Annotated in this window: 13 protein-coding genes and 1 pseudogene; 5 read left to right on the top strand and 9 right to left on the bottom strand. The window is 66.4% G+C overall.

The annotated features are described in order from the left end of the window. Positions 1-44 precede the first annotated feature (44 nt). Positions 45-316, top strand: a pseudogene (locus tag ACGFK1_RS27670) (indolepyruvate ferredoxin oxidoreductase subunit alpha). On the opposite strand, the gene ACGFK1_RS27665 reads toward ACGFK1_RS27670, so the two are convergent. The 9 genes from ACGFK1_RS27665 to ACGFK1_RS27625 all read right to left on the bottom strand — a co-directional run bounded on the left by ACGFK1_RS27665 (position 313) and on the right by ACGFK1_RS27625 (position 8,456). Further along, positions 313-1,029, bottom strand: a complete 717-nt coding sequence (locus ACGFK1_RS27665) for a superoxide dismutase family protein (protein WP_393437173.1) — start codon at positions 1,027-1,029, stop codon at positions 313-315. The pseudogene ACGFK1_RS27670 and the gene ACGFK1_RS27665 overlap by 4 nt on opposite strands. 55 nt (positions 1,030-1,084) lie before the next feature. Further along, a complete protein-coding gene (locus ACGFK1_RS27660) occupies positions 1,085-1,789 on the bottom strand; it encodes a sirohydrochlorin chelatase (protein WP_393437170.1) in 705 nt (234 codons plus the stop codon). Beyond that, positions 1,786-2,934 (bottom strand): uroporphyrinogen-III synthase, encoded by a 1,149-nt coding sequence (locus tag ACGFK1_RS27655; RefSeq protein WP_393437168.1) that lies wholly within the window; start codon positions 2,932-2,934, stop codon positions 1,786-1,788. The genes ACGFK1_RS27660 and ACGFK1_RS27655 overlap by 4 nt, the downstream gene beginning before the upstream one ends. Positions 2,935-3,016: 82 nt before the next feature. Then, the gene (locus ACGFK1_RS27650; RefSeq protein ID WP_393437165.1) at positions 3,017-4,411 is read right to left on the bottom strand and encodes a nitrate/nitrite transporter; all 1,395 of its coding nucleotides are present in this window, start codon (positions 4,409-4,411) and stop codon (positions 3,017-3,019) included. 107 nt (positions 4,412-4,518) lie between these two features. Beyond that, the gene (locus ACGFK1_RS27645) at positions 4,519-5,082 is read right to left on the bottom strand and encodes a GNAT family N-acetyltransferase (protein ID WP_393437162.1); all 564 of its coding nucleotides are present in this window, start codon (positions 5,080-5,082) and stop codon (positions 4,519-4,521) included. Between the two features lie 102 nt (positions 5,083-5,184). Further along, a complete protein-coding gene (locus tag ACGFK1_RS27640) occupies positions 5,185-6,069 on the bottom strand; it encodes a 5-oxoprolinase/urea amidolyase family protein (RefSeq protein ID WP_393437160.1) in 885 nt (294 codons plus the stop codon). Next, complete coding sequence (locus tag ACGFK1_RS27635) at positions 6,066-6,758, bottom strand: allophanate hydrolase subunit 1 (RefSeq protein WP_393437157.1); 693 nt, start codon at positions 6,756-6,758, stop codon at positions 6,066-6,068. Before ACGFK1_RS27635 ends, ACGFK1_RS27640 begins: the two co-directional genes overlap by 4 nt. Positions 6,759-6,833: 75 nt before the next feature. After that, the gene (locus ACGFK1_RS27630) at positions 6,834-7,523 is read right to left on the bottom strand and encodes a queuosine precursor transporter (RefSeq protein WP_393437154.1); all 690 of its coding nucleotides are present in this window, start codon (positions 7,521-7,523) and stop codon (positions 6,834-6,836) included. Between the two features lie 12 nt (positions 7,524-7,535). Further along, the gene (locus ACGFK1_RS27625) at positions 7,536-8,456 is read right to left on the bottom strand and encodes an ABC transporter substrate-binding protein (RefSeq protein ID WP_393437151.1); all 921 of its coding nucleotides are present in this window, start codon (positions 8,454-8,456) and stop codon (positions 7,536-7,538) included. A gap of 247 nt (positions 8,457-8,703) precedes the next feature. Between ACGFK1_RS27625 and ACGFK1_RS27620 the strand changes: the two genes are divergently transcribed. The 4 genes from ACGFK1_RS27620 to ACGFK1_RS27605 all read left to right on the top strand — a co-directional run bounded on the left by ACGFK1_RS27620 (position 8,704) and on the right by ACGFK1_RS27605 (position 14,390). After that, on the top strand, positions 8,704-9,363 hold the full coding sequence (locus tag ACGFK1_RS27620) for a PAS and ANTAR domain-containing protein (RefSeq protein ID WP_393437148.1): 660 nt from the start codon (positions 8,704-8,706) through the stop codon (positions 9,361-9,363). A 98-nt stretch (positions 9,364-9,461) separates the two neighbouring features. After that, positions 9,462-9,830: an STAS domain-containing protein gene (locus tag ACGFK1_RS27615; RefSeq protein ID WP_393437144.1), complete on the top strand. Its 369-nt coding sequence runs from the start codon at positions 9,462-9,464 to the stop codon at positions 9,828-9,830. A gap of 82 nt (positions 9,831-9,912) precedes the next feature. Further along, a complete protein-coding gene (locus tag ACGFK1_RS27610) occupies positions 9,913-14,085 on the top strand; it encodes a SpoIIE family protein phosphatase (protein WP_393437141.1) in 4,173 nt (1,390 codons plus the stop codon). Then, a complete protein-coding gene (locus ACGFK1_RS27605; protein ID WP_393437138.1) occupies positions 14,085-14,390 on the top strand; it encodes an STAS domain-containing protein in 306 nt (101 codons plus the stop codon). The genes ACGFK1_RS27610 and ACGFK1_RS27605 overlap by 1 nt, the downstream gene beginning before the upstream one ends. Positions 14,391-14,393 lie beyond the last annotated feature (3 nt).

The following is a 14,393-nucleotide window of genomic DNA, read 5'->3' as shown; positions in this document are numbered from 1 at the left end:
GCCAGGAAATTGAGGACTTTTGGCCCAGCGCCTGCGTCGACGTGATGGACAATCGTGTGTCGGAGACTGCCCGGTTGACTGCATCTACGAGGGCGATCGGATGCTCTACATCAACCCCGACGAGTGTGTGGATTGCGGTGCGTGCGCGTTCATTTGCCGCATGGATGCGATCTACTACGAGACTGATCTTCCCGAGGACCAGCTGCAGTTCCGCGCCGACAACGCCGCCTTCTTCAGCGAGGTGCTCCCCGGCCGCGACACTCCGCTGGGCTCGCCCTGCGGCGCGGCGAAACTAGGCCGCGTCGGGGTCGGTTAGCCGCCCGGAGCCGCGGTCGTGGTCACCGTCGGTTGCGTCACTGTGGTCGTCGTGGGGCTGGTCGTGGCAGTGGGGCTGGCGGTCGTGGTGGCCGGTGTCGGTGACGTCGTCTCGGTGACGGTCGCGGGCGGCACGGCAGGCACCGCAGTGGTGACGGTCGACGTCGAGATCGACGTGGACACCGTGGTGGCCGAAGCGCTAGCAGGACTGAGCACGCCGCAGGCGATGCGTTGTTCCGAATCGGCGGTTTGGTGCAGCACGATCGACGCACCCTGTGGACCCTTGAGCTGGCCTTCTGTAAAGGCGTCGGTGGTGGCGACGAGTTTGCCCGAACCGTCGGAACGCACGAGCAACGGCGGCAGATCGCCGCTGGCGGGCTGGCCGGTGTGCCCGGAGGCCTGGAAATGCTCGCCCGCGGATGTGAAGTCGCCTTCGCACTTGCCGACGGCGTGGATGTGCAATCCGTGGAAACCGGGCGACAGGCTGCCTGTCGCGACGGTCTCCACCGTCACCGTGGCGTACCCGCTGGTGAAGTCGACGGTGGCATTCGCGACGTGCTTACCGTCGGCCGTGTTGAGCTGAGTGGTCAGCGTCTGAGAGGCGGCCGCCGATGTGGTCGTAGTTGACGGGTTTTCGGCCGACTGGTGGGCGCAACCGCTCGCGACCGCGACCGGCGCGGCAAGCACAGCAATGGACGCGACGAGTTTGATCATGCGCGCGGCTTACCCCGTCGACCCCGGCAGCAAACGGCCAGTTCGCGAAGCGGGTTCAGGCGGCGACGGGATACCGGGCCCGGCTGAATCGGTTCGCGATCAACCGGACCAGGCCGTGGTGTGTGCCAAGCGGGTCGGTCACAACGTCGGCGCCGCTGTCCCGCAGGCGGTCCTGGAACAGGCCCTCTGACAGGAGGTATGACGCGACGACAATCCTGCGGGCGCCGCGTCGCCGTAGCGATTCGACCGCGTCCCCGACGTGTGGCGTGCCCGTCGCCGCGAACGCAAGTTCCACTCGAGAGCTCGTGACCGCCGACAGCCAGGTCGCCATCGTGTGCAGGTCACGCTGGGCGCTCGGGTCCGATGTACCCGCCGCTGCCAGAATCACTGAATCACAAGGCCGCCAACCGGATTCGATCAGTCGATCGGTCAACACCCGTACCAGTTGCGGCCCAGGCCCGAGCGCCTGCGTCACCGTGACGTCGAGATGTCCGCTGGCGTCGACCTGGGCGGGGATATCGCTGGTGACGTGATAGCCGCGGGACAGGAAGGCGGGCACAAGGGTGACCGGCCCGCGGGTCAACCCGGCCAGCACTTCCGAAGGCGTGGGACCGAGCACGTCGACGAACGACACGTGCACCGTCTGCCCGAGAGCCTGCGATACCCGTTGTGCGAGAGCGCCGACCATCGCGACGCCTTGGTGTTTGCGGGTGCCGTGTGCGACCAACACCTGGGCCCCCGCGCGAGCTGGGGAGCTCATTGGGTATGCGCCAGATCGTCGTCGACCGCCAACCGGTAGCCGCGCTTGACCACCGTCGACACAATGTTCTTGTCGCCCAACGCGGTCCGCAGCCGCAGCACCGCCGTTTCGACGGCGTGCGTATCGGTGCCTGCGCCGGGCAGCGCGCCGAGCAGGTCGAAGCGCGACACCACCGCGCCGGGATGATGGGCCAGCGCCCTGATGGTGGCCATCCCGGCGGGCGAGACGGCCTTCACCACGCCGTCCACCATCACACAGGTGCCCCTGATCTCGAGGACATGGCCGGCCACCTGCAGTGTGCGCGACTGCAGCAGCGGCAGTTCGTCGGTGATGTGGCGAGCCAACGCGCCCAACCGCATCCGCTCCGGAGCCGATGTCGGCACACCAAGCCGGACCAGCGGCCTGGCGGTCACCGGGCCGACACACATCGCGTGTACGTCGGTCCGCAACGCCGACAAGAGCTTGTCCTCGATGCCCAGTTCCACGGCGCGCATCAGAACCGATGCGACCGCGGGCGCCGATGTGAAGCTGACCGCGTCGAACTTGCCATCGGCGATTCCCGCGACCAGTTGGTCGAAGTCGCCGTTGCGGGGTGCCGGATGCCAGCGGTATACCCGGATGGGGACGACTTCCGCACCGGCGCAGCGCAATTCGTCGAGAAACTCCGGGAAGGGGTCCCAGTCGTCGGTGGCGCCGTGCAACTGCACCGCGATGCGCTTGCCCGCGACATCGCCCTCGACCAGATAATGCAGCACTTCGCGCGACGATTCGGACTCAGGTGACCACTCCTCCGGCAACCCCGCCGCCCGCAGCGCACCGGTCGCCTTCGGACCTCGCGAGACGATGCGCGCGCTGCCCAGTGCGCGCAGCAGATCATCCGAAAGGCCCCACCCGTCGGCGGCAGCGAACCAGCCGCGGAACCCGATGCCCGTGGTGGCGATCACGATGTCGGGAGGCGTTGCGATCAACGCTTCCGTGTTGGCGCGCAACTGCTCGTCATCAGGAAGCGGGACCATCGCGATCGCGGCCGCGCATGTCACGGTGGCTCCGCGCCGCTCCAGCAGGGTGGCCAGTTCATCGGCGCGGCGGGCGGAGGTCACCGCCACCCTGAAACCGGTGAGCGGTGCCCAGTCGGGCTCACTCATGTGCCATGTCTACGTAGCGCATGTTTCCTGCCCGTTACCCGGCCATTGCCGAGCCGTGTCGCCCGGTGTGAGCTGGCCGACGTCATGCCCTGGCCAGCCCGGTTGCCGGTGCCGCACCGCTGACCGTCGCCGAAACCGGCCTGCGCACATACATCACCCAGGTCAACGCGCACGCCACCAGGTAGAACGCCAGGAAGATCCAGAACGCCGCGCTCGCGGAGTGGCTGCTCAGGTATGACTGACGCAACGCCATGTTGATGCCGACGCCGCCGAGCGCGCCGATCGCGCCCGCGAAGCCGATCAGTGCCCCCGACATCGCGCGTGACCAGGCCGCCCGGTCGGCCTCGGAGACTGCAAGGGAGCGGCTGCGGGCCTCGAAGATCGACGGGATCATCTTGTAGACCGATCCGTTGCCGATGCCCGACAACAAGAACAGCACGATGAAGCCGATGACGTAGGCGGTCATCATCGCACCGGTCGCAGCACCCTCGGTGTGGTCGTCCAGTGTGCTTGCCGCTACCAGGATCCCGGCGCCGAAGATCATCCCGGCGAACACCGCCAATGTGACCCTGCCGCCGCCGACGCGGTCAGCCAGCTTGCCGCCGTACACCCGCGACAGCGATCCGAGCAGCGGCCCGACGAATGCGATCTGTGCCGCGTGCAACGAAGCCTGCGCCGCACTCTGGCCGCCGGCGGTGAAGTTGATCTGCAGCACCTGACCGAACGCGAACGCAAACCCGATGAACGAGCCGAAGGTGCCGATGTAGAGCAGCGAAATCACCCACGTATCACGCACTTTCAAGATGGCAGCCATGGCCGTCAGGTCGATCTTGTGCTGCTCGAGGTTGTCCATGTACAGCGCCGCGCCGATTCCGGCGACGGCCAAAGCGACGAGGTAAACCGCACACACCCAGTACGGCTGCCGGTTGCCGAGCGTGGCGATGACGAGCAGGCCGACGATCTGGATCATCGGCACGCCGATGTTTCCGCCGCCCGCGTTGATGCCGAGCGCCCAGCCCTTGAGCCGTTGCGGGTAGAACGCATTGATGTTCGTCATCGACGACGCGAAGTTGCCCCCGCCGAAGCCGGTCAGCGCCGCGCACACCAGAAACGGCCACAGCGGGAGGCCGGGATGCGCCAGCAGCCACATGGTGCCCAGAGTGGGAATCACGAGGACGAACGCCGAGAACACCGTCCAGTTGCGTCCCCCGAACGTCGCGGTGGCCAGCGTGTACGGGATCCGTAGACATGCGCCGATCAGCGTCGCGGTGGCACCCAGCAAGAACTTGTCGCCCGCTGAGAAGTGAAAGACCGATTCGGGCATGAACAGCACCATCACCGACCAGATCGACCACACCGAGAAGCCGATGTGCTCGGCGACCACTGACCAGATCAGGTTGCGGCGGGCGACGTACTTGTTACCGGCCTCCCAGGCTGCGACGTCCTCGGGATCCCAGTCTGTGATGCGTTTCGACATGGCGCCAACGCTAGGAACGCTTTATTGCGGCCAAACGCCCCGCGATGACCCCGCCGTGAACTTCCGCTCACGTCACCGCGCGCAACCGTGTGAGTTCGAGCGCGCCGCTACCAGACGTCGCCCTCGCGCCAGTCGCAGGTGATCTCCGCGGAGGTGTCGAGGTCGATGCCGATCGGCAGGACGAACAGCCCGGTGTCGTCGTCGGGAGTGCGGGTAAGACCTGCGGGCGCGAGCACCGACGTCGGCCCCTGCCACGGCAGCCAGCCGCGCGCGACGTACATGTGCCTGCCGGCCTCCGAGGCGCTGAGCGCGCCGAGTTGGTAGGCGCCGCGCAGCACTTGTTCGGCCGCATCCATCAACGCGTGCGCCAGGCCCTGGCCCCGCCAATCCTCGCGCACCGCCACACCTTCGATGTAGCCGCAGCGCAGCGCGGTCCCGCGGTACAGCAGGCGGCGCTGGACCACGGCGGCGTGCGCGATGAGCGCGCCGTGGTGGCAGATCAAGGCGTGCATACCGCCGAGCGCGTGCTCCCAGTCGGCGTCGGTGAACTCACCGCGGAAAGCTTCGATGACCATTCGGCGGGCATCCTCGCGGCTCTCGTTGTCGAGGTCGGAGGTGTGGACCAGGCGGGCGGTGTGGACTGCGCGGGTGCGAGGTTCCTGCGTGTGCACACTGTCTGTCTACCAGGATCGCGCGCTCCCCGGCCGGTCGAGTGTGAAGTTATTGCGCAGTTTTCGGTCGGATGCGTGTCATGAGTTCACACTCGCCGCGGCTCACTCCTCGAAGGGCTTGCGCGGGCGCGACCAATGCAGCCGGACGGTCTGGCCGGGCCGGATCTGCGCGACCTTGTCGATGTCGTCGTCGGTCAGCACCCCGATCACCGGATAGCCGCCGGTGACAGGGTGGTCCGGTCCAAGGATCACCGGAAAACCGTTCGGCGGCACCTGAATTGCGCCGCGCGTCGCGCCCTCGCTCGGCAGCTGACGATCCAGCCAGCGGTACTCCAGCGGCATGCCGATCAACCGCATGCCCACCCGGTCGGTCCGGTTGGTCACCTGCCAGTTGGTCCGGATCAGGATGTCCGGATCGAGGAACCAGTCGTCGCGTGGCCCCGGCACCACCCGCAGTTCGAGCACCTCGTCCTCGATGGCGGCCACCGGCGCCTGGTCGAGTTCTGGAAGCTCGCCGGTGTGTGCGCCGACCGGCAGCACGTCGCCGGGTTGCAACGGCAGCGGACCGATCGCCGACATCACGTCATACGAGCGGGAGCCGAGCACAGGTGAGACATCGATGCCTCCGCGCACCGCGAGGTAGGTCCGAAGACCGGTGTGCGGCGCACCGAGCGAGATCACCTCGCCGTCGTGCGCGTAGTGAATGCTGTTGGTACCGAACGGGTTTCCGTTCACCGCAGGATCGGTGTCCGCGCCGGTCACCGCGATCGCGACGTCGCCGCCGCGGACCCGCGCCGAGAACCCGCCGAATGTCACCTCGATGGTGGCGTGGTCGCCGGGATTGGCCACCAGCCTGTTGGCCAACTGATGGGAGCGCCGGTCGGCCGCCCCTGAGCGGGACACGCCCATATGCGCGAAGCCGGGCCTGCCGAGGTCCTCGATCAAGGCGAGCGGCCCCGTGCGCAGCACCTCGAGTGTCACGCTCATGGCCGTGCCCCCTTGCCTACCGCCTTGAATTGGACCCACATGCCGGGCTGTAGCAGGGCCGGCGGATCACGATCGATGTCCCACAATGCGGGCACGTCGTCGGTGACACGCCCGATCAGCTGCCAACCGCCCGGCGATTCCCGCGGATAGATGGCGCTGAACTCCCCGGCCAGCGCCACCGATCCGGCAGGCACCCTGGTTCGCGGCTCGGACTGCCTTGGCACGTTGAGCCGCTCGTCGCCGCCGATGAGATACCCGAAACCCGGTGCGAATCCACCGAAGCCGACGCGCCACGGCCTGCTGGTGTGGGCTGCGATCACCTTCTCGGCGGTCAGTCCGGTCAGTCGGGCCACCTCTTCGAGGTCGGCGCCGTCGTAGACCACGCCGATCTCGAGGTCGGCGTGTCCACTCGGCGGTGCGCTCGCCGCCGCCAACGCCTCGGCGCTCACACGCAGCTTCGCCAACCGCTGCCGGGTCGGCGCCTGATAACGGGGACCGGCGAGCTTGAGCAGCACCGTGCGCGATGCGGGGACGATGTCGAGCACGCCGAGCAAGTCGGCCTCGCGCAGCGCATCTGTCCACGCCAATACCTCGGTAGTGCTGTCGAATTCGAGCAGCAGCGCCTGGTCGCCATAGTCGCGCACGGTGCCGAGTGCCGGCACGTCCATCAGATCCGCAATCACGCTCATGGGGTGGAACTTACCCGCGGGTAGCTAAGAATGAACCGGCTCTATGAGGCTTGCCAGAGAAGGCTTAGCGATAGCTCATATTGTCGCGCTGTATGTCGGCTCGTGGCGCTTGACGAAAGCGATCACCCGGTAGGTCACCGGCAGCATGACCACCTCGACGGCGGTCTTGTAGAACCAGCCCAACGCCGTGTACGTGACGAAGTCACCGAACGTGCTGATGCCGATTGCACCGGCCGCGATGCTGCAGAACACCAGCGTGTCGCCAAGCTGTCCCGCGAATGTGGAGCCGACCAGCCGCGCCCAAAGGTGCTTCTCCTTGGTCTTCTCCTTGATCCTGACGACGACCCAGGCGTTGATGGTCTGGCCCACGATGAAGCCGGCAAGGCCCGCGATGATCAACTGTGTGTAGGCGTGGACGACGTTCTCGAAGTGCGCTTGGTTGGTGTAGAAATCGGCCGCCGGCAGATAGATGGTGATCCAGAACGTGAGGGCGGCCAACCCGTTCATAGCAAACCCGAGGAAGATCGCCCGCCGAGCGGCTTTGAAGCCGTAGACCTCCGAGAGCACGTCGCCGATCACGTAGGTGAGCGGAAAGACGATGAACCCGCCGTCGGTGATGATAGGCCCGAACGCGACGCCCTTCGTGGCGGTCACGTTCGAGATGATCACCAGCGCCGTGAAGACCGCGACGAAGATCGGATAGTACTTCGACCCGACCTGAGCGAAAGCCGCATGCTGTGCTTTTGTGGTCTGGTCGCTTGTCACCGGGTAATTAGATCAGGACAACACCTTCGAGATCAGAGGCGGCAATCGATCAGCCACCACCGGATACGACAGCGCCGATGCGAATGCGATCGCCCCGGACAGCTCCTTGCCGGTGAAGACGTTGCGGTTTTGCGTGGTGGCCCGCAGCTTTGCGACGACCGGGTCGGCAAGTAGCGCGGCCTGTTCGTCGTCGCTCTCGGTGGTCCAGATCAACACGTCGGCGTCATCGAGCACCGGCGCCATCTTGTCGCGCTTCACCAGAGCGGCGCCGGAGTCGGGGACGGTGAAGCCCATCTTGGTGAGGAAGTCGGTGCGCCAGCCGGGCGTGGTGATGCGGACGCTGTCGTCGTAGAACGTGCCCGCCAGCAGGAGCGCCTTCTTGCCCGCGAACGGCGGGTTGTTCTTTGCGACGGCGGTGAACTTGTCGTCGACCGCCGCCACCAGCTTGGCCATGTCGTCCGCTTTGAACACGGCCTGCCCGATCGCCGTCGCCTGGTCTTTCCAGGGCTCGAAGAACGCGTCTGACCCCGATTGGGCGATCGTCGGAGCGATCGCCGACAGCTTGGTGTAGGTGTCCTGGTCCAGCCCCGCGTTGGTGGCGACGATCAGGTCCGGCTTCAACGACGCGATCTGATCGACCTGGATGCCGTCGTTGAGGCTGAGCACCACCGGCTGCGCGTTGCCCAATTTGGGTTGCGCCCAAGGCCATACGCCGAACGGTTCGCCACCGAACCAGTCGGTGACCGCGATCGGGACGACGCCGACGGCCAGCAGATCGTCCTGTTCGGTGAAGCCCGCGCTGACCACACGCTTGGGCGGGCCGGGGATCTTGGTCTCGCCGAAGATGTGCTTCACCGTCACCGAGCCGTCCTTGGCGACCGCGCCCGGCTTGGGCGAACTGCAGGCAGCGACCAGTGCCGCGCTCGCAGTCATCGAGAGGAAACCCCGGCGGGACAACGCAGCTCGCACGTCGCGAGCCTAGCCGCTAACCCATTCGGACGTTACCTAACAATACGCTGGCCAGGCCAAACCCGACGACGGCTGCCGGCACGGTCGCCAAGGCGAACACCGCGACGTGCCGCAGGCCCGCATCCCCGGGCCCCCGCAGCGAAAACTTCAAGCCGATGGCCACGAACGGCGGACTCGCCACTGAGCCGGCAGCGTTGTGGTGACATAGAGCATGGCCTTCTCGAAACTGGCGCCGAGCGTCAGAGCCGGCGAGCACGACGACTTGACCGTGGGCGCCTTCCGGTTCTGGTTCGTCGGCCAGCGATGGGAATGGTCGGACGAGGTCGCCCGCATGCACGGCTACCAACCGGGCGCCGTCGAGCCGACCACAGCGCTTCTGCTGTCTCACAAACATCCCGACGACCGCCAGCACGTCCAGGATCTCCTCGACCAGGCGCTCCATCAGGGCGGCTCGTTCTCGAGCAGGCATCGTTTCATCGACACCGCGGGGCGCGAACACAGCGTGATCGTCCTCGCCGACAGGATGTACAACGACCAGGGCGCCGTGGTCGGAACCGAAGGGTTCTACATCGACCTGACCGACTCCGTCGACCAGTCGCGGAAGAGCGCGCTCGACGCGGTCCTGCCTGAGATGTTCGAAGCCCGCGCCGCCATCGAACAGGCCAAGGGTGCCTTGATGGTCGTGTATCGGATCGATGCCGATCAAGCCTTCGCGATGTTGCAATGGCGTTCCCAGCAGACCAATACCAAACTCCGGGCGCTGGCCGCTCAGATCGTCGCCGAACTCGACAGTGTGCAGTATCAACCCGACGTGCTGCGCCGGCAGTTCGATCACCTGCTGCTCACCGTGCACCAGCGGGTGCCGCGCTGAGCGTCGGCCCAGTGTGTGCGGTGAAACTGTGCGCTATCGATGCACCGTCGCCTAATCTCCGAAACGGGGATGGCGACAAGTAGGGGACCACATCAGCAGTGCCGAATCTGGAAATCAAACAGGATGTGCGCGACTGCGCGGTTGTCGTCGCAGTGGCGGGCGACATCGACACCGCGACGGTCGATGCGTTGGTCCGCAATCTGGAAACCGCGCTCACGGTGGCGTCCGACCAATCACACAAACTGCTGATCGTGGATCTGGGTGACGTAACGTATTTCGGCAGCGCCGGCTTGAACGCCGTGCTGGGGTGCTATCAGCTCGGCACCACCAGCGGCGTGGCAGTGCGCCTGGTGGCCAACGCCGCCGAGGTGCTGCGGCCGCTGCAAGTCACTCAACTCGACTCCGTGGTTCGGCCCTACCCGACGGTGTCGGACGCACTCACTGCGCCGGCCGACGACGGCGGTTGACGCGCCGTCATCGTGGGTATATCGCGTCGTGCAATTGCCGCTGCCCCACCCCCTTCGGGGTCAGCTAGCCGACGGGAGTGAGATGGGCGCGGACGACATCGGACCAGACTCGCTACCCGCGGTGTTCAACGCGGATCCGGAGATCGGACGCGATCTGGCAGCTGTCGATTGGGCACGGACACCACTCGGTCCGGCCCAAGAATGGCCGCAGAGTTTGCAGACGGCGGTCAGCATCCTGCTGTCGTCGCGCTTTTCGATGTGGATGGCGTGGGGCCCGGAGCTGACGTTCTTCTGCAACGCCGCCTACCGCCGGGACACCCTCGGCCGCAAGTATCCGTGGGCGTTGGGCCGCCCCGCCCACGAGGTTTGGGCCGAGATATGGCCCGACATCGGCCCACGCATCGACGGTGTGCTGGCCACCGGACGGGCGACGTGGGATTCCGCGCTGCTGTTGTTCCTCGAACGGTCCGGCTACCCAGAAGAGTCCTACCACACGTTTTCGTACAGCCCGTTGCGTGACGAACTGGGACGTGCGGTGGGCATGCTGTGCGTGGTCAGCGAGGACACCGAACGGGTGATCGCGCAGCGCCGGATCACCACGTTGCGTGATCTCGGTTCCGATCCCAGCGTCGTGCGCACCGAAGACGAGACCCTGGCGCACGCCGCCCGCCAACTCAGCAACAACCCCCGCGATCTGCCTTTCACCTTGACGTACCTGTTCGACGGCAAGGGGGGCGCACGGCTGGCGGGATGCAGCGGTATCGAGCCCGGCCATCCGGCCGCACCGGCACTGCTGTCCGCCGACGCGCCCCCGCTATGGCCGTTGGCGGAAACTGCGCGCGGGCAACAGCTTCTCGTCGAGTTGGACGGCGAGCGGTATCCGAATCTGCCCCGCGGTGTTTGGCATGAGCCGCCGACCCAGGCCCTGGTGACGCCGTTGGCGCAACAGGGCGCCGCGCCCGCGGGGTTCCTCGTCGCGGCGATCAATCGTTATCGCGCCCTCGACGAGCATTACCGCGACTTCGTCACGTTGGTGGCGGGTCATATCGCCGCCGGTATCGGCAGCGCTCGAAGTTATGCAGCGCAGCAGCGGCGCGCCGAGGAACTCGCCGAACTGGACCGCGCCAAGACCACCTTCTTCTCCAACATCAGCCACGAGTTCCGGACACCCCTGACGCTGATCATGGCGCCGGTGGCCGAAATGCGTTCTCCCGCATCAGTTCTGGACGAGAATGTGCGCCAGGAGCTGGAGGTCGTGTACCGCAACTCGTTGCGACTGGCCAAGCTGGTCAACACGCTGCTCGACTTCTCCCGCATCGAAGCAGGCCGGGCCCAGGCTCGGTACGAGCCAGTCGATTTGTCGGCCGTCACCGCCGAACTCGCCAGCGTCTTCCGGTCCGCGGTCAATCGGGCCGGGTTGAAGTTCGAGGTGGACTGTCCACCGCTGGGTGAACCGGTGTACGTCGATCGGGACATGTGGGAGAAGGTCGTGCTCAACCTGCTGTCCAATGCGCTGAAGTTCACGTTCGAAGGCAGTCTTTCGGTCAGCGTGCGGCGAGAGGACCGCCACGCGGTTGTCACGGTGCGCGACACCGGCGTCGGTGTGGCGGCCGACGAGATACCCCGCTTGTTCGAACGTTTCCACCGGATCGAGGCGACTCGCGCCCGCTCCAATGAGGGCAGCGGGATCGGCTTGGCGCTCGTCAAGGAACTTGTCGCGTTGCACGGTGGATCCATCGAGGCCGAAAGCGAAGAAGACGCGGGCACGACTTTCACCATTCGGTTGCGATTCGGATCGGATCACCTGCCCGCCGATGAGGTCGTCGCCTTAGGGCGTGAACTCGCACCGTCTGGTCTGGCAGAACCCTATGTGGCGGAGGCGCTGCGTTGGCTTCCAGACGAGCCCGGCACCGGACCGACCGAGGACGTGTTGACGGCCGACACCGAAGTGAGCATGACGTTCGCTGTCTCGGGGCCGCCAGCGCGGGTGTTGATCGCCGACGACAACGCCGATATGCGCCAGTATCTTTCGCGGCTGCTGCACAGCGCGGGCTATGTCGTCGATGCCGTGACCGATGGCCGATCGGCCCTCGAAGCGGTCCGGGAGAGCATGCCCGACCTGGTCGTCAGCGACGTGATGATGCCTCGGATGGACGGACTCGCGCTTGTCGCGGCATTGCGGGCGGATACCCGCACGGCGGCCGTGCCGGTTCTGTTGCTGTCCGCGCGGGCTGGACAGGAAGCCTCGATCGAGGGTCTGCAGGCCGGCGCGGACGATTATCTCGTCAAGCCCTTCGCCGCAGCGGAACTGCTGGCCCGCGTCCGCGCCAATGTCGAGTTGTTCCGGCTGCGCAGACATCATTCACGCTGGCGCACAGCACTTGTCGATGCTTTGCAAGAGGCGTTCTTCGTCTGCGACGAGCGTGGCGCCGTCGTCGAGATCAACACAGCGTTCACCGACATCCTCGGCTACGGGCCGGAACATCTGCCGTTCGAACCGGTCCACCCGTGGTGGCCCGATGCAGACGCCGACCCGGACGGATACCGGCAGGTTCAAGCCGCGTTCGACTCACTGTTCACCCGCGGCAGCGACGCGGGCACCATCCCGGTGGTCCACCGGGACGGCCATCAACTGTGGGTCAGCTACAGCTTCAACCGCACCGAGGACCCCGACACCGGGCACCGGGTGATTGTCGGCTCCTTCCGCGATGTCACCGCCGAGCATTACGCCCTGCAACGCGACCTTGCCCTCGCCGAGCTCAATGAGCAACTCGCGCAAGCGGACACACTGGACGACGCCATCACCGCCGCCGCTGAGGAGCTGCGCCGCCTCTGGCAGGCCCGCACAGTGTTGGCCGCGACGTTCACCATGGCTTCGACGGGCTCCGAGGATGATCCGCCGCGGATTCATACTGCGGGCGTGCCGACGCAGTGGTACGACGTCGCCGAACGCGTCCGAGAACGGCTGACCGCGATGCGGGACGGTGATCTGCTGGTCAGCGATGCGTCAGATCCTGGAACCGCGGCCATTGCCCTACAACATCCGCATGGAATCCTGGTGCTGTATCTGGAGTTGGCTCACCGGCGACCGTTCACCACCGAGGACAGCACGCTTTTCGCCGTGCTTGCCAGCCGCCTCGGGCAAGGGTTGCAGCGCGTGTATCAGCTTGACCAGCAACGTGAGACAGCGCTGGCGTTGCAGTCCGCGATTCTCGGTCCGGCGGTGTTACCGGGCGGATTCGCGGCGCGCTATCAGCCTGCAACCCGGCCACTTCAAGTGGGCGGTGACTGGTATGACGTCATCGAACTCGACGACGGCCGCATTGGGTTGGTGGTCGGTGACTGCGTGGGTCACGGTCTTGCGGCGGCCACCGTCATGGGTCAGCTGAGAAGCGCGTGCCGTGCGCTGTTACTGGAACAGTCCAGTCCGTGCGCCGTGCTGACCGCGCTGGACCGCTTCGCAGGCCGGCTGCCCGGCGCGCGGACCACCACGGCGTTCTGCGCGGTGCTGAATCCGGCCACCGGCGAGTTGGTGTATTCGAGCGCCGGGCACCCCCCGCCGGTAATGGTGCACGCGGACACCAGCGTCGAACTGCTCGACGGCGGCCGGGCCATCCCCCTCGGTCTGGGGTTCCGCGGCACACGAAGTGAGGCCGTGCGAACGCTGCCGGTCCGCTCGATGTTGCTGCTCTACACCGATGGCCTCGTCGAGCGGCGACGCGAACCGTTGGACCGCGGTATCGGCCGCGCCGCGCATCTACTTGTCGACAACCGCGACGCGACCCTCGACGAACTCGCGGACTCGATCATGTCGCGTATCACGCCGGACGACGGTTACCAGGACGACGTGGCCATGCTGTTGTACCGACACCCGCCGCCACTGAGCATCTCGATACCGGCAGAAGCCGATCAGTTGGCGCCGATCCGCACCGCGTTGCGTAGCTGGCTGGCGCAGGCGGGCGTCGGGCCGGACCAGGCGGTCAATGTACTTGTCGCGACCGGAGAAGCGCTGGCCAACTCGATCGAGCATGGTCATCGTCACGACCCGGAGGGGCTGGTGCGCCTGCACGCCACGGCGTCGGGCGACTGTGTGCGGGTGACGGTCGCCGACGCCGGATCATGGAAGACCCCGCAGCCCGAGGCCAACCCCGACCGTGGCCGCGGCATCATGCTGATGCGGGGGCTGATGAACCACGTCGACATCTCGCCCGGCGCCCATGGCACCACGGTGGCGATGGACCTGAGGATCGCATGATGGCCACGCTCATCACGGTGTCCACCAGCCGCGGTCCTGACGGCCAGATCGTCGTCACGGTGGCGGGTGAGCTCGACCTGAGTAACCTCGACCGATTCACCGACGCGGTTGCCGGCGCGCTGGACCAAGCGGACGGACGGCCGGTGCGGCTCGACCTGCAAGGCATCGAATATCTGGACAGCGGGGCCATCAACGCGCTGTTCGCGTGCGGCGACCGCGTGCACGTGGTGGTCAATCCGATCCTGATGCCGGTGCTCAAGATCAGCGGGATCACCGACGTGATGAGCGTCGTGGTTGGTGGCTGACGC

It is taken from the genome of Mycobacterium sp. NPDC048908 (assembly GCF_043197955.1).
Classification (GTDB): Bacteria; Actinomycetota; Actinomycetes; order Mycobacteriales; family Mycobacteriaceae; genus Mycobacterium.
This window is presented reverse-complemented; position numbering and strand designations above follow the sequence as displayed.

Bases quoted from the DNA above. Each gene is read 5' to 3' on its own strand.
- ACGFK1_RS27665 (WP_393437173.1), bottom strand. From the start codon at position 1,029: ATGATCAAACTCGTCGCGTCCATTGCTGTGCTTGCCGCGCCGGTCGCG.
- ACGFK1_RS27660 (WP_393437170.1), bottom strand. From the start codon at position 1,789: ATGAGCTCCCCAGCTCGCGCGGGGGCCCAGGTGTTGGTCGCACACGGC.
- ACGFK1_RS27655 (WP_393437168.1), bottom strand. From the start codon at position 2,934: ATGAGTGAGCCCGACTGGGCACCGCTCACCGGTTTCAGGGTGGCGGTG.
- ACGFK1_RS27650 (WP_393437165.1), bottom strand. From the start codon at position 4,411: ATGTCGAAACGCATCACAGACTGGGATCCCGAGGACGTCGCAGCCTGG.
- ACGFK1_RS27640 (WP_393437160.1), bottom strand. From the start codon at position 6,069: ATGAGCGTGACACTCGAGGTGCTGCGCACGGGGCCGCTCGCCTTGATC.
- ACGFK1_RS27635 (WP_393437157.1), bottom strand. From the start codon at position 6,758: ATGAGCGTGATTGCGGATCTGATGGACGTGCCGGCACTCGGCACCGTG.
- ACGFK1_RS27625 (WP_393437151.1), bottom strand. From the start codon at position 8,456: ATGACTGCGAGCGCGGCACTGGTCGCTGCCTGCAGTTCGCCCAAGCCG.
- ACGFK1_RS27620 (WP_393437148.1), top strand. From the start codon at position 8,704: ATGGCCTTCTCGAAACTGGCGCCGAGCGTCAGAGCCGGCGAGCACGAC.
- ACGFK1_RS27610 (WP_393437141.1), top strand. From the start codon at position 9,913: ATGGGCGCGGACGACATCGGACCAGACTCGCTACCCGCGGTGTTCAAC.
- ACGFK1_RS27605 (WP_393437138.1), top strand. From the start codon at position 14,085: ATGGCCACGCTCATCACGGTGTCCACCAGCCGCGGTCCTGACGGCCAG.